Here is a 14,881-nt window from a genome sequence, read left to right as displayed (position 1 = left end):
ATTAATATGTTACAATAACTAAGTGTACTTTAATTAGGAAAGTGAGGAATTTTTATATGACAGTGGAACAAATGACAAAAATAGCATATGATGCCATAGAAGATAAATTGGGTCAAGATACAGTTATAATAAATATAGGAAAAGTTTCTAGTTTGTGTGATTATTTTATTATTACTACAGCATCTTCTCAGAGACAGGTAAAAGCTATTGCTGATAATGTGGAAGATGAATTAGCAAAACTAGGATTAGAGCCAAGAGGCAAAGAAGGACATGGAACTCAAACTTGGGTGCTTCTTGATTATGGAGACATAATGGTTCATGTATTTAATGAGGAAAATAGAGGGTTTTATAATTTAGAAAAATTATGGAAAGATGCTCCTTATATAGATGTTGACACATTAGCATAAACATGATAATATATGTTATTATAATTAGAAAATTTAAAAAATTATATTAAATTGAATAGACTAGAGCAGTAAAAGATTATATTTTTTCAGAGAGTTAGTGGTAGGTGAGAACTAATATTATATAACTTTGAACTTACTAGATTAAAATCTATTCTCCATAGCTGGATTAAAAGCTATCTAAGAGGGTCTATATTAATGTAGGCTAATTAGGGTGGTACCGCGAAGATTTATCCTCGTCCCTAAACGCAAGTTTAGTGACGAGGATTTTTTATTTTCAAAGAATTATTTGGAAATTATAAGTAAATAATACTAAATAAGGTAATTATACACAACTAAAAATAGGAGGTAAAATATGAGCGTATATAATTTTAAAGAAGTAGAGTCGAAATGGCAAAAAATTTGGAAAGACAATAACCAATATAAAATGGATACTGCACAAACTGAAAAACCTAATTATTATACACTAGAAATGTTCCCTTATCCATCTGGAAAGATACATATGGGACATGTTAGAAATTATTCTATAGGTGATGTTGTTGCAAGATTCAAAAAAATGGAAGGGTATAATGTACTTCATCCAATGGGATGGGATTCTTTTGGTTTACCAGCTGAAAATGCAGCTATAAAACATGGAATACATCCACATAAATGGACAATGGAAAATATAGAAGAAATGAAAGAGCAATTAAATTTATTAGGGCTTAGTTATGATTGGGATAAGGAAGTTGCAACTTCAACTCCAGAGTACTATAGATTCACTCAAGAAATATTTTTGAAGTTTTTAGAGCATGGACTTGCATACAAGAAGAAATCTTATGTTAACTGGTGTCCTTCTTGTGAAACTGTTCTTGCAAATGAGCAAGTTGTTCAAGGAGCATGTGAAAGATGTAAAGCAACAGTACTAAAGAAAGACTTAGAACAATGGTATTTTAAGACTACTGAATTTGCAGAAGAATTACTTAATGATTTAGATACATTAGATGGATGGCCAGAAAAAGTTAAAATAATGCAAAAAAATTGGATAGGTAAAAGTACAGGAGCAGATTTAGTTTTTGATATAGATGGAACTGATAAATCTATGACAGTATTTACAACTAGACCAGATACAACTTATGGAGTTACTTATATGGTACTTGCTCCAGAGCATGAACTAGTTAAAGAATTGGTTTCAGGTACTGAATATGAAGCAGATGTTGAAGCTTTTGTTCAAAAAATGCACACTATGACAGAAATAGAAAGAACAGCAGCTGATGTAGAAAAAGAAGGAATGTTTATAGGTAGATATGTTATAAATCCTTTAAATGGAAAGAAAGTTCCTTTATGGATAGCTAACTATGTATTAGTTGAGTATGGAACAGGTGCTATAATGGCAGTTCCTGCACATGATGAAAGAGATAGAGATTTTGCTGAAAAATACAACTTAGACATAATTGATGTAATAACAGAAGATAACAAAATGATAAACTCAGAAGAGTTTAATGGATTAGATGCTTCAGAAGGATTTGAAGGAATAATAAATAAGTTAGAAAAAGAAGGTAGAGGAAAGAGAACAATTAATTATAGATTAAGAGACTGGTTAGTTTCAAGACAAAGATACTGGGGTTGTCCTATACCTGTAGTTTATTGTGATGAATGTGGAATAGTTCCAGTTAAGAAGGAAGATTTACCAGTTCTTTTACCAACAGATGTTGAATTTACTGGAAAAGGAGAATCTCCACTTACTACTTCAAAAAAATTTATGTCAACAACTTGTCCTCATTGTGGAAAACCAGCTAGAAGAGAAGTTGATACTATGGATACATTTGTTGATTCTTCTTGGTATTTCTTAAGATATGTGGATAGTAATAATGAAAATGAACCATTTAGTAAAGAATTAGTTAATAGATGGCATCCAGTAGACCAGTATATAGGTGGAGTAGAACATGCTATAATGCACTTACTTTATGCAAGATGGTTTGTAAAAGCATTTAAGAGCATGGGTATGGTAGACTTCGATGAGCCATTTAAAAACTTACTTACTCAAGGAATGGTTCTTATGGATGGTTCTAAAATGAGTAAGTCTAAAGGTAACACAGTATCTCCTATAGATATAATAGATGAGTATGGAGCAGATACTGCAAGACTTTTCGTATTATTTGCAGCACCACCAGAAAGAGATTTAGACTGGTCAGAGCAAGGTGTCGATGGATGTTTTAGATTCTTAAATAGAGTTTATAGATTGGTTGATGAGTTAGCAGATGTGGTTAAAAAGGATGTAGAGTTTGGAGAATTAAATTCTCAAGATAAAGATATGAGATATACTATACATTCTACACTTAAAAAAGTTACTGCTGATTTGAGTGAAAAATTCGGATTTAATACTGCTATATCAGCTCTTATGGAATTAATAAATGATATGTATAAATATAAAGAGTTGGATAATATAAACGAAGCAGTTATAAAAGAAGGTGTACAAACTATAGTAACTATAATTGCACCATTTGCACCTCATTTAGGTGAAGAATTATGGACTATGATAGGTAAAGAGGGAAGTGTATTTGATATAGACTGGCCTAAATATGATGAAAAAGCTTTAGTAAAAGATGAAATAGAGGTTGTTGTACAAGTCAATGGAAAAGTTAGAGGAAAATTAACTGTTAACTCAAATATATCTAAAGAAGAGATGGAAAAAGTAGCTTTAGAAGATGAAAAAATAAAAGGATTAGTTGAAGGTAAAACTATAGTTAAAGTTATAGCTGTACCTAAAAAATTAGTAAATGTAGTTGTTAAATAACTCAAAAATATAAACAAAAATATAAATTTATAAAATAAATGAGGCTGTCTCAAAATAGAGATAAGCCTTTTTTTCATTGTTGAAATCATGAAAATAGATTTGATTTTATACAAAAAATGATTAAAGAACTAAAAAGTTCATTCTTATACACCTTAATTGTTGTTTTAAACATTATTATAATTAATATTAAATCGCGTTAATGTATTAAGTGGTATGTAAATCATTCAGTTTCTAAAGTGTTGTTCATAGAGGAACTACTCTAAGTTTAGACGAAAAAATATAATTATTGTATTTTTGAAAGTTTTTTTATATAATAAAAATAGACAAAAAAGGTGCGTATCTATGGCTTTATCTGAAACACCCAGACAACGAAATTCAGATTCATATAATAGCTACCATATTTCTAAAAAGGAACTTGCAAAAAAGATAGGCGTTTCCACTTCCCAGTTGATTAAAATTATCAGCAGGAAAACAAGGATGGTCAGCAGCGTTATTCTAATGGGTGTCTTGATATATCCAAGTTGGGATTGTCTGAGAATGTTATCAAAGAACTTGTGATAGGTGCAGTAGATGTGGAGATTCTCAACCGTCTTATGGAGCATAAAAACTTCCAACGCCTGATAAATCTGATACGGATTTATTCTCAGAATATGGTTGCTTTGGGAGATATGGAGCGTAACCAGTTTATTGATATGGTGACCATTTTTTTCTAATTTGATGAAAGAATCCCCAGAATACCATACAGAAGTAAGACAGGAATTAACTGATGGTATAAAATGCTAAAGGTAATTTTAAAAATTTTGATAGAATGATTTTAAGATTTATCTGCTATTTTGTTTTTTAGAAATAATTGAAATGTTATGAGGAGGTATGTACAAATGGAGATTGTATCAAATAATCAATCAGGTGTAGAAATTCAACTCAGTCTGTTTGAAGCTATCAAAGATTTATTGTTAATTAATCCTATTTTCTTGTTGGGAACTATCTTGATTGGTATTTCCTTAGTTGTAATATTCAAGAAAAATAGTGATATTCCAAAGGTCAAAACATCTATTTTATCACTGGCAATGTATTATTACTTATGTGTAGCACTATCGCATATTGTTGGTATCCCTACACTCAGTGAATGTATAAGACTTTCACAGTTAGGAGAAACGTTCTTTAATCCAAACATAAATCTTATTCCTTTTAGTGATGGATTTAGTTTGAGCTTTATTTTGAATATTTTACTTTTTGTCCCATTAGGTTTTTTATGTCCGCTTATCAGCAAAACTTTTGAACGTTTGAGAAATACATTCTTGATTGGTTTTGGATTATCTCTCTTTATCGAAACTATTCAGCTTTTTACGTTACACAGAGCAACCGATATAGACGACTTACTCACGAATGTAATTGGAACAATAATAGGCTATTTCTGCTTCAAACTGATTGCTAAATTGCGAATTGTAAAACTACATTCAGATGATGACTCTATGGAACAGGATTACACAGTATGTATTCCGATTGCCATTATAATAGTTGCCCTTATATTGGGATTTTTTAGTTAAGTTCCAAATAGCTAATTTGGGAATTATGGAGGTCATTAAGTGAATAAAATTACTTTTATATATTTAGGCGTAAAAAGTATGGAGAAGTCAATTAAATTTTATAGAGATGGATTAGGATTTTAGATTACAAACTTCCAGTTTACCAAGGAGATAGCAAAGTCGTGTGTCAAAGGGTGACCATTTAGAAATCCAGACAATATAACAGACAGTATGTTACCTTTTACAGGAGCATACTGTCTGTTATGTTGTCAACATCCCATTTTATGGTTTGTGTGTAGTTTCTTGTAAACTGAACTAAATAATTAAATAGAAGCTATTTTGTTTAACAATAGATTCCTTTTTCAAAGAAGTCTTTGATTTCATCAAGGTTATCAGTTTTTCCAAGTGCTAAGATAAGTTTTATTCTAGCTTTTTGACCTGGAAGGTCTCCACCAAATATACATCCAAGATTTTTTAAATCTCTACCAGAACCAAAGTAACCATAACTATCGAACACTCTACCTGAATGGCATCTAGAAACGATAACAACAGGAAGTCCTTTTTCTCTAGCATATTCAACTCCAGAAAGCATTTGAGGAGGAACATTACCTCTACCCATTGCCTCAATAACTATACCCTTATATCCACTATCAACAGCAAATCTTATAAAGTCAGCATTTTCTCCTACATATGCTTTAAATAAAGCAACTTTAGATTCTACCTTATCAGTATCTATAATTGTTCTATTTACAATATCTCTTGTAAGGACAAGTTCATTGCAGTCAATTATTCCCAATGGGCCACTAGTTAGAGATTTAAATGTATTTAGAGAAAGAGTATTTGTTTTAGTAGCTTCAGAAGCTAACAATACTTCATTATTTAAAACTACAAGGACACCTTTGCCCATAGCATCTTTGGATACTGCAGTACAAACTGATGCAGATAAATTACTTGAACCATCATATCCAAGTTCAGAGCTACTTCTCATAGCACCTGTCACTATTACAGGTTTGATATTGTCAATTGTAAGGTCTAGAAAATAAGCTGTTTCTTCTAAACTATCTGTACCATGTGTTATTACAACTCCTGTAATATCTTCTCTTGCTAATAAATCATTTACATAATTTTTTAATTCCATCATTCTATAAGGTGTTATATGAGGTCCTGGAATTTCATCAAAGTTAAAAACTTCAACATCTGCAACTTTATCAATGTTGGTAACCATTGATAATATTTGTTCACCTGATAAAGTTGGTATAGCAGCTCCGACTTTATCATCTACTGTCATAGATATAGTTCCACCAGTAAAAACTATGGCAACTTTTTTCTTAATACTCATACTATTCTCTGCCTTTCATAAATAAAATTTATAATTCCGATAGGATTATATCAAAAAAAGTAGTTAAGGTCTACCTAAACTCTTTTATTCATATAATTTAGATATTTCAGTGTAATATAATTATTTCTTAATTTTTTGCCATTCAACAATATAACCATTTAGTATTTTTCTTATGGCTTTTCCTATCTTAGTGTAAGCTTCATCATATAAATTTGCTAGAGATATTCTAATTGACCATTCAGGGCCATAGAATCCATTTCCACTTAGTAAAACTACTGAATAGTCATTAGCTAATTTATAAAGGACATCTACAGGAGATGCATTCTTACTTATAAATTTAAATAAATCTTCTCCGTAGTTTAATTTAGCCCATTCTTCAATATCAAACTGAGTATAATATGCAGCATTATTTTTATTTTCATTAATTGGAAGTTCTAAAGCTTCAAATAATAGTTTTTGACGTCTATGGCAGATACTCATATTGAGTTTTTTGTAAGCATCAACTTTGTCAATCAATGCAAAGGCAGAGAAAAATGCCATTTGTACTTGCTGTGGAGTAGAAAGACCAGCAGTATGGTTAAGAGCAACAAGTCTACTATCAGCAACAACTCTTTCCATAAATGAAAGACTAGAAGGATTAAGACTCATATCACTGTAACGCTTATCAACAGATTTTTTTAGCTCTCCAGTTAAATCATTTATTTTCTTATCAAAAACATTTTTCTTATGAAGTGCAAATGTACCAAGTCTCCATCCTGTAACTCCAAAATATTTTGAATAAGAATAAACTCCAACAGTGTTGTAAGGTAGTTTTGACATCAATGATGAAAAATCTTCTACAAAAGTTCCATAGACATCATCCGATATTATCATTAAATCCTTATTATAATTTTCAATTACATCTATTAGATTATTACAAGATGTCTCATCCATAGCTATAGATGCAGGGTTATTAGGGTTAACAACGAATAAAGCTTTAATAGATTTGTCACGAAGTTTCTCTAATTCTTTTTTAGTATACTGCCATGTATGAGCACCTTTTTCGTCAACTTCATTAGCATTTATATTTACAACTTTAAAGTCATAACGAGGAAGATTAGGTATTTCAAGATAAGGTGTAAATATTGGAGTCATTAAGGCTATGGTATCACCCTTTTTTAAAAGTTCATTTGCCATTAATGAATCAAATATATAACACATAGCAGCTGTAGCACCTTCAACAGCAAAAATCTCTACATCACCATATTTACCTGATATATCGTATTTCATTTCTTGAACTAGGTAATCGTGTACTATTTTTTCCATATGAGGTAACATTCTATCTGGAAGTGGATAATTATCACCAATAATTCCATCAGCTAGTTCATGAACAAATTCATCTCCATCAAATCCAAGTTCGTTTATACCAAAGTTTATAATATCTCTAGCTAAATATGCTCCTGGCATATCTATATTTTCATTTATAAATTTAAAAAATCTTTCTTTAATACCCTTTTTTTGAGGCATTCCAGCCAAGTGACCTAAATCCCAATTAGAACGAGTTTCAGTAATGGCAAAGTGACCAAAAGTAAAAAATGCTTCTCTAGCAGTTGAACAAGTCCAGTTTGGATTTCCACGACCTGCATCAAGTAATTCCCTGTTATTTTCTTTTGCGGTGTATTTTGCGATATCTATTAATTTGTCCTTAAATTCAAAAGGGCTTATTTTTCCATATATGTTTTTGATTTCTTTATAAGTATGATTTTTCATTTTAAATTCCTCCTTATGTAATAAGTTTCACATTTTTATAATAAAATAAACAAGTTGGCAAAATGATTATACTTTAATTATAATAGGTTTATAGAAAAAGTAAAGTATGAAATTAAAATAATAGCTGTATTTAACCTTATTAAATATGTATTAAAATAAAAAATACTTTTTAATAAAAAATGATTGCTATATAAAATAAATCTTCAATTTAATTAGCATCTTAGTTTTTTATTGTATTTTATTATATATGTATAGTTTTTTAATTTTGAATAAAAATAAAGTAAAACTTTCTTTTATATTGAAGTTGTTTAGTAAGACGTATATTTTATTATTTTGTTAACCTTAATAATGTTAAATAAAGTTAAAAAAATAGATTTTGAATAAATAAAATAATATAAAATGCAAATTTTAATAAAAATAATAAAGTATATATTGTTATTTTGATAAAAATGTAAAAAATATTTTTATATTATCATTTAATGTAATTTAAATTAATTGAAGATACATATTTATTGTATTCAATTGTTGTATTTTTAGGTTTTTTGTGATTAATTAAAAAATTATAAAAATCGTTTACATGTTGATTTTTCAAAAAAAAAGATATAGAATTATATAGAAAGTAATAAACAAAAATTGGATTTACGGGAGTGGAATAAAATGATAAATGTTACCTTAACAGATGTAAAAAAAGCTAGAGAGACCATTAAAGACATAGTTAAAAAAACTGATTTACTTGAAAGTGTTAAACTTAGCGAAAAAACAGGTGCGAAGGTGTTCTATAAATGTGAAAACCTTCAAAAAACAGGTTCTTTTAAATTAAGAGGAGCTTGCAACAAAATAGCAAGTTTAACAGATGAAGAAAAGGCAAATGGAGTTATAGCTTCAAGTGCAGGAAATCATGCTCAAGGTGTTGCATTAGGGGCAAAAATGACTGGTATAAAATCTACAATAGTAATGCCAGCAACTGCACCTTTAGCAAAAGTTAGTGCAACTAAAGGTTATGGAGCAGAAGTAGTTTTAAATGGTACGGTTTATGATGATGCATATGCAAAAGCTGTTGAAATACAAAAAGAAACAGGAGCAACTTTCTTACATCCATTCAATGATAAGTATGTTATAGCAGGACAAGGAACTATATCTCTTGAGATTTTTGAACAATTAGACAATAAAGTTGATACTATATTATGTCCAGTTGGTGGAGGAGGTATCATCTCTGGTGTTGCTGTTGCAGCAAAAGCTCTAAATCCTAATGTAAAAATAGTTGGTGTTCAAACTGCAAATATACCTTCAATGAAAGAGTCAATAAAAAATGGAAAAGTAACAACAGCATTTAATGATACTACAATAGCTGATGGTATAGCTGTTAAAACTCCAGGAGATTTAACTTTTGAGATAATAAATGAATTAGTTGATGAAATAGTAGTGGTTGAAGAGACAGAAATTGCAGAATCAATATTATTTATGATGGAAAGTCAAAAGATAGTTTCAGAAGGTGCTGGAGCTGTATGTACGGCTGCTATATTAAGTGGTAAGTATGTACCAGCAAAAGATGAAAATGTAGTTTGTATAATATCTGGTGGTAATATAGACATAAATACATTATATAGAATAATAGGTGTTGCTTTAGCTAAAGAAGGAAGAAGATATTCATTTAGTACAATTATGGAAGATAAACCAGGAAACTTTGCTGAATTAACTAGAATAATAAGTGAGAATGGTGGAAACATTTTAAGTGCTAATCAAGGTAAATTATCAGCAGGGGAAGCTCTAGGAAAACAAAGTGCGGAATTTATATTAGAGACAATAGATTATGACCATATAGCTAGAATAAAGAAAGCTATAGAAGAAAAAGGTTTTAAAATTATAGAATTATAATGAAAAGTGTATATAATATATAAGAAAAATAGTATAATAGTGTATGAAGATACATTTTATATGTATTAGATTAACGAATTAGGAGGATTTTAAAATGAAACATGAAGTAATACATACTAATGATGCACCAGCAGCTTTAGGACCATATTCTCAAGCTATAAAAGCTGGAAATTTATTATTTGTATCTGGACAAGTTCCTCTTGTACCAGAGACTATGGAAGTAGTTGAAGGAGATGTACAAGCTCAAACTGCTCAATCTTTAAAAAATCTTAAAGCTATATTAGCTGAAAGCGGAGCTGATTTTTCAAATGTAGTTAAGACTACAGTGTTTATAAAAGATATGAATGAATTTGGAGCTATAAACGAAGTTTATGCTGAATATTTTGGAGAAAATAAACCAGCAAGAGCTTGTGTAGAAGTTGCTAGATTACCAAAAGACGTTAAAGTTGAAATAGAAGTAATAGCTGTATTATAAGAATACAATACTTTTAATTTAAAAAGGCTGAAGCACTATCTTCTAGTGATTCAGCTTTTTTTATATAAAAAATAAATCATAAGCTTAAAAAGCTATGATGAATATTGTCGAGTTAAAAAATAAAATTAAAATAAATATTGCAATATTTTTGAGAAGGTTTTATAATGAATATATAATTTGAAACGTGTAACTATTAAATTAGGCATGAGTTCTTGGATATTTTTATCTTTAGGATTCATGCCTTTTTTGTATTGAAAGTTAAAAAATTTATTTAATAAGGAGGAAATACTGTGTTAAATTTTTTCAAGAAAAATAAAGACTATAAAGTACATGCAGTAGTGAGTGGTAATAGCATTAATATTGAGAAAGTAAACGATTCCGTGTTTTCAAAAAAGTTAATGGGAGATGGAATTGCAATTATTCCTAATAGTGATGTTGTTGTAGCTCCTTGTGATGGTAAAGTAACTGTGCTTACAGAGTCAAAGCATGCATTTGGTATGGTTTCAGATGAGGGAGTTGAAATATTAGTCCATATAGGAATTGATACAGTTAATTTACAGGGTGAAGGATTTAAAAATGAAGTGTCTCAAGGAGATATTGTTAAAAAAGGTAATCCAATAATAAGTTTTGAAAGAGAAAAAATAAATTCTAAGGGAATTGATTGTACAATAATAATGGTTGTGTTAAACCATAGTGAATTCTCGAAAATAAATTGCATAGTAGAGAATGAGGTTGTTGCTGGGCAAGATACTGTTATTGAAATTATGAAATAATAGGAAGGGATTAATTCAATATGAGAGTAGTAAAAATCTTTAATAATAATGCACTATCTACGGTAACTAACGACGGAAAAGATGCTATTTTACTAGGTCTTGGTATAGGTTTTAATAAACGTCCAGGAGATAAAGTTAATGAAGATAAAATAGAAAAGATTTATTATGTTCAAGACCATATGCAGACGAAATTCTTAGAATTGTTAAAAAATGTTAGTCCAGAAGTGATGGATGCTTCGCAACAAATTATAAGTCTTATACCAGGAAATGAGGGGAAGTTTAATAATAAAGGAATATTATCTTTAGTAGAACATATTAGTTTTGCAATAGATAGGATGAAAAACAATGTTTTTTTACCTAATTTAATGCTTTTGGATATAAAGATGATGTATTCAAAAGAATTTGAATTGGGAGTAAAAGCTTTAGACATTATATACAAAGTATGTCATATCCATTTGCCTGAAGATGAAGCAGGTTACATAGCTTTACATTTTGTTAATTTACAATCAAATGATAATTTGGCATATGATACTTTAAAATTTGTAAAAGGTAGTGTGGATTTGATTAAAGAATGTTATGGATTAGAATTAGATGAATCTAGTTTAAGTACATTACGTTTTAGAACTCATCTTAAATTTCTTGCCCAAAGAATTTTTAAGAATGAAATTTGTCAGGATGATAAAATGCTTGAGATGTATGATTATTTAATTAACAATCATCCTAAAAATAAAGAATATTTAGAAAAGTTAAATGTATATATTGAAAAAGAATTTAGATATAAATTAGATAAACCTGAAAAAATTTATTTACTACTACACCTAACAAAAATATTATAGGAATGAAATGAATTAATAATAGAGATATATATGATTTTAGGGGGGTATAAGATTGAAAGAGAAACTACTTGGAGGATTGGAAACATTTGCAAAAGCAATGGTTCAACCATTAATGTATTTATCAAGTGCAGGGATATTAATGGTCGTAGGGGTACTACTTACAAACGATATGCTATTAGGAGTACTTCCGTTTTTTAAATGGGAACCAATTCAAATATTTGGAAACTTAATTTATAACTGTATAATGGCTATTATTAATAATCTTGCTGTTATATTTGCTATAGGTATTCCAGCCGCACTAGCAAAAAAAGAGAAGCACAAAGCAGCATTAATAGGGTTTATGAGCTATATAATATACCTTACAGCTTCTAATACTATGTTGACCTCACTAGGTCAACTAGCGAAAGAAAGCAAAATGCTTGGATTGATAGGGACTGGACAAGCTACTATTTTAGGTATTCAAGTTGTAGACACAAGTGTATTTGGTGGAATTATTTTAGGGTGTATAGCTGGATATGTATTTAATCGTACAAGTAGCAAAACATTTAAAGGAGCTTTACAGATATACTCTGGAGCAAATTTTAGTTTTATATGTATGTTCTTTGTATCTATTTTAATTGGCGTTGTGAGTAACTTCATATGGCCATTAGCCCAACAAGGAATAGCCTCTCTTGCAAATGTCATCAAAGATACAGGTACATTTGGTTTATTCTTATATGGCTTTTTAGAGAGAATATTAGTACCAACTGGGCTTCACCATTTAATCTATACACCGTTTCAATTCTCTGATTTAGGAGGAGTACTTAAAGTTGGTGCAGATACAGTTTCAGGAGCTTATGCTATAGTTATGACAGAAATGAATTTACCAGTTGAACGCTTTTCAGATAGTATATACTACATGGCAACTGGATTTACAAAGATGTTTGGCTATATAGGTATAGGAGCTGCATTTATTTATACTGCATATAAGCAAAATAAAAAGAAGGTCAAGGCAACGATTATTCCACTAATAATTACAGCAGTATTAGCCTCTGTAACAGAACCATTAGATTTTATGTTTGTATTCTGTGCACCACTTTTATTCTTTGTACATGCAGTTATAGCTGGGCTTTTTATAGCTTTATTAAAAATATTTGATGTTACTGCATTATGTGGAGGTAACTTATTAGTGTCAATTATAATGAATACTACAGTAGGTATAGAAAAAACACACTGGCCAGTAATGATGATATTAGGGCTTGTACAAATTATTGTATACTTTGTAGTATTTAGTTTCTTAATTAAGAAATTTAATTACAAAACACCAGGTCGTGAAGATGAGAGTACAGCTACAGACAAAGAACAATCAAAACCACTTAATTTAGATACAGATATAGAAAATATAATTGATGGGTTAGGTGGAAAAGAAAATGTTAATACAGTAGAAAATTGTATCACTAGATTACGTGTTAATGTAAAAGATGAAAGTAAGATTAATGAAGATATAATTAACTTAACACCAAACAGTGGAATTGTAAGGAAAGGAAAAGATATACAAATAATTTTTGGGCTTCATGTGCATGAAGTAAGACGTGCAGTAGAAGATTTTTTAGAAGCTTATTAAAGATATATATAATTTATATAGAGTTTATAGAGGAGGAATAATTATTATGATTATTACTATTGTTGGTGGAGGAAGTACATTTACTCCAGGTATTGTTAAGTCGATTGCATTAAGAGAAAAAGAGTTAGAGCTTGATGAAATTCGCTTATTTGATATTGATAAAGAACGTCAAGATAAAGTAGCTGTAGTTGTCGACTGGATATTAAAAGAAGATGTTAAAACAGATATTAAACTAACTGTAACTAATTGTGAAAAAGAAGCTTATACAGATGCTACATTTATATTTGCACAAATGCGTGTTGGTAAATACGAAATGCGTGAGCAGGATGAAAAAATTCCATTGAAATATGGTTGTGTAGGTCAAGAAACTTGTGGTTGTGGGGGGATGGCATACGGACTTCGTACAATACAACCAATGATAAAGGTTATTGACGATGTAGAAAAATATGCTAAAAAAGATTACTGGATATTAAATTACTCTAATCCTGCTGCAATCGTTTCTGAAGCTTGTCGTAAGTTAAGACCAAAGGCAAGGATTATAAATATCTGTGATATGCCAATAGCTATTATAGATATGATAGCTGGGTCATTAAATATCAATGACGTTCATAATATACGCTATGATTATTTTGGTCTAAATCATTTTGGATGGTTTACTTCAATAGATTATAAACATAGAGACTTAATGGAAGAGATTAAGGAATACATAAAAGAAAATAAAATATTACTACCAAAATCTTATATAGAAAACTTAAATAAAAGTCGTAGTACAGGAAATCGCCATGCTGTAAGTAGCTGGATACATGTTTGGGAATCTGTTTATACAATGTTAGAAAGTTTCCCAAAATATTTGCCAAACACTTATTTAACATACTATCTTTTAAGTAAAGAAACAGTGGAACATTCAAATATAAATCGTACTCGTGCAAATGAAGTTATGGAGAGCCGTGAAAAAGATTTATTTGAAGGTGTGAGACATTACTTAGAAACTGGAGAAATTTCTGAAAAAGCATTTTATGCAGGCTCACATGGAGATTGGATTAGTGATTTGGCAGTTTCAATTAAAAATGATACACGTAGTCGTTTTTTAGTTATAACTGAAAATCGTGGAGCTATCCCAAACATGCCATATGATGCAATGGTAGAAATTCCAGCATACATTGGTAAAGATGGTCCAGAAGTTATTGCTCGAGGTCCAATACCTCTATTCCAACAAGGATTAATGATGCAACAACTCAACAGTGAAAAATTGATAGTAGAAGCTTATATTGAAAATAGTTATGAAAAAGCTTTACAAGCATTCACATTAAATAAAACTGTTCCAAGTATGAATGTCGCTAAAGAAATTTTGGATGAAATGATAGAAGTTAATAAGGAATATTGGCCAGAACTAAGGTAGAAGGGTAGAAGAGAAGGTTTTTACTTAATATTTGGGTATGTTTTGCGAGTCTTTTATCAAAATATATTCACAAACATATGACAATATATCTATTGATTGGAATGGTAAAGATAAATGAGTGTTTAA

11 protein-coding genes and 1 pseudogene are annotated in these 14,881 nt (G+C 29.8%); 10 read left to right on the top strand and 2 right to left on the bottom strand.

Going from position 1 to position 14,881, the window contains the following annotated elements; genetic code table 11:
- Positions 1–56: 56 nt before the first annotated feature.
- The 4 genes and pseudogenes from rsfS to IR152_RS08550 all read left to right on the top strand — a co-directional run.
- Positions 57–407 (top strand): ribosome silencing factor, encoded by a 351-nt coding sequence (gene rsfS / locus IR152_RS08565; protein ID WP_227451376.1) that lies wholly within the window; start codon positions 57–59, stop codon positions 405–407.
- A 352-nt stretch (positions 408–759) separates the two neighbouring features.
- Positions 760–3,180, top strand: a complete 2,421-nt coding sequence (gene leuS, locus IR152_RS08560) for a leucine--tRNA ligase (protein WP_227451375.1) — start codon at positions 760–762, stop codon at positions 3,178–3,180.
- 878 nt (positions 3,181–4,058) lie between these two features.
- Positions 4,059–4,727, top strand: coding sequence for a VanZ family protein (locus IR152_RS08555; RefSeq protein ID WP_227451374.1), 669 nt, complete (start codon positions 4,059–4,061; stop codon positions 4,725–4,727).
- Between the two features lie 39 nt (positions 4,728–4,766).
- Positions 4,767–4,847, top strand: a pseudogene (locus IR152_RS08550) (VOC family protein); the annotation flags it as partial.
- 202 nt (positions 4,848–5,049) lie between these two features.
- Here the strand turns inward: IR152_RS08550 and IR152_RS08545 are convergent.
- Positions 5,050–6,045, bottom strand: coding sequence for an asparaginase (locus IR152_RS08545; RefSeq protein WP_227451373.1), 996 nt, complete (start codon positions 6,043–6,045; stop codon positions 5,050–5,052).
- A gap of 120 nt (positions 6,046–6,165) precedes the next feature.
- On the bottom strand, positions 6,166–7,794 hold the full coding sequence (gene aspD / locus IR152_RS08540) for an aspartate 4-decarboxylase (RefSeq protein ID WP_227451371.1): 1,629 nt from the start codon (positions 7,792–7,794) through the stop codon (positions 6,166–6,168).
- Positions 7,795–8,451: 657 nt separating this feature from the next.
- Here aspD and ilvA point away from each other — a divergent pair.
- The 6 genes from ilvA to IR152_RS08510 all read left to right on the top strand — a co-directional run bounded on the left by ilvA (position 8,452) and on the right by IR152_RS08510 (position 14,755).
- A complete protein-coding gene (ilvA, locus tag IR152_RS08535; RefSeq protein WP_227451370.1) occupies positions 8,452–9,669 on the top strand; it encodes a threonine ammonia-lyase in 1,218 nt (405 codons plus the stop codon).
- 94 nt (positions 9,670–9,763) lie between these two features.
- Entirely contained in the window at positions 9,764–10,144 is a 381-nt protein-coding gene (locus IR152_RS08530; RefSeq protein WP_003416451.1) for a RidA family protein, read from the top strand.
- A gap of 290 nt (positions 10,145–10,434) precedes the next feature.
- Entirely contained in the window at positions 10,435–10,917 is a 483-nt protein-coding gene (locus tag IR152_RS08525) for a PTS glucose transporter subunit IIA (RefSeq protein WP_227451369.1), read from the top strand.
- 20 nt (positions 10,918–10,937) lie between these two features.
- The gene (locus IR152_RS08520) at positions 10,938–11,753 is read left to right on the top strand and encodes a PRD domain-containing protein (protein WP_227451368.1); all 816 of its coding nucleotides are present in this window, start codon (positions 10,938–10,940) and stop codon (positions 11,751–11,753) included.
- Between the two features lie 52 nt (positions 11,754–11,805).
- Entirely contained in the window at positions 11,806–13,356 is a 1,551-nt protein-coding gene (locus IR152_RS08515) for a PTS transporter subunit EIIC (RefSeq protein ID WP_227451367.1), read from the top strand.
- 46 nt (positions 13,357–13,402) lie between these two features.
- Complete coding sequence (locus IR152_RS08510) at positions 13,403–14,755, top strand: 6-phospho-alpha-glucosidase (protein WP_227451366.1); 1,353 nt, start codon at positions 13,403–13,405, stop codon at positions 14,753–14,755.
- Positions 14,756–14,881: the final 126 nt, after the last annotated feature.

The organism is Clostridioides sp. ES-S-0108-01, assembly GCF_020662285.1.
Lineage (GTDB): Bacteria > Bacillota > Clostridia > Peptostreptococcales > Peptostreptococcaceae > Clostridioides.
The sequence above is the reverse complement of the archived record's forward strand: the minus strand, read 5'-3'. Positions and strand labels throughout refer to the sequence as shown.

Bases quoted from the DNA above. Each gene is read 5' to 3' on its own strand.
- rsfS (WP_227451376.1), top strand. From the start codon at position 57: ATGACAGTGGAACAAATGACAAAAATAGCATATGATGCCATAGAAGAT.
- leuS (WP_227451375.1), top strand. From the start codon at position 760: ATGAGCGTATATAATTTTAAAGAAGTAGAGTCGAAATGGCAAAAAATT.
- IR152_RS08555 (WP_227451374.1), top strand. From the start codon at position 4,059: ATGGAGATTGTATCAAATAATCAATCAGGTGTAGAAATTCAACTCAGT.
- IR152_RS08545 (WP_227451373.1), bottom strand. From the start codon at position 6,045: ATGAGTATTAAGAAAAAAGTTGCCATAGTTTTTACTGGTGGAACTATA.
- aspD (WP_227451371.1), bottom strand. From the start codon at position 7,794: ATGAAAAATCATACTTATAAAGAAATCAAAAACATATATGGAAAAATA.
- ilvA (WP_227451370.1), top strand. From the start codon at position 8,452: ATGATAAATGTTACCTTAACAGATGTAAAAAAAGCTAGAGAGACCATT.
- IR152_RS08530 (WP_003416451.1), top strand. From the start codon at position 9,764: ATGAAACATGAAGTAATACATACTAATGATGCACCAGCAGCTTTAGGA.
- IR152_RS08520 (WP_227451368.1), top strand. From the start codon at position 10,938: ATGAGAGTAGTAAAAATCTTTAATAATAATGCACTATCTACGGTAACT.
- IR152_RS08510 (WP_227451366.1), top strand. From the start codon at position 13,403: ATGATTATTACTATTGTTGGTGGAGGAAGTACATTTACTCCAGGTATT.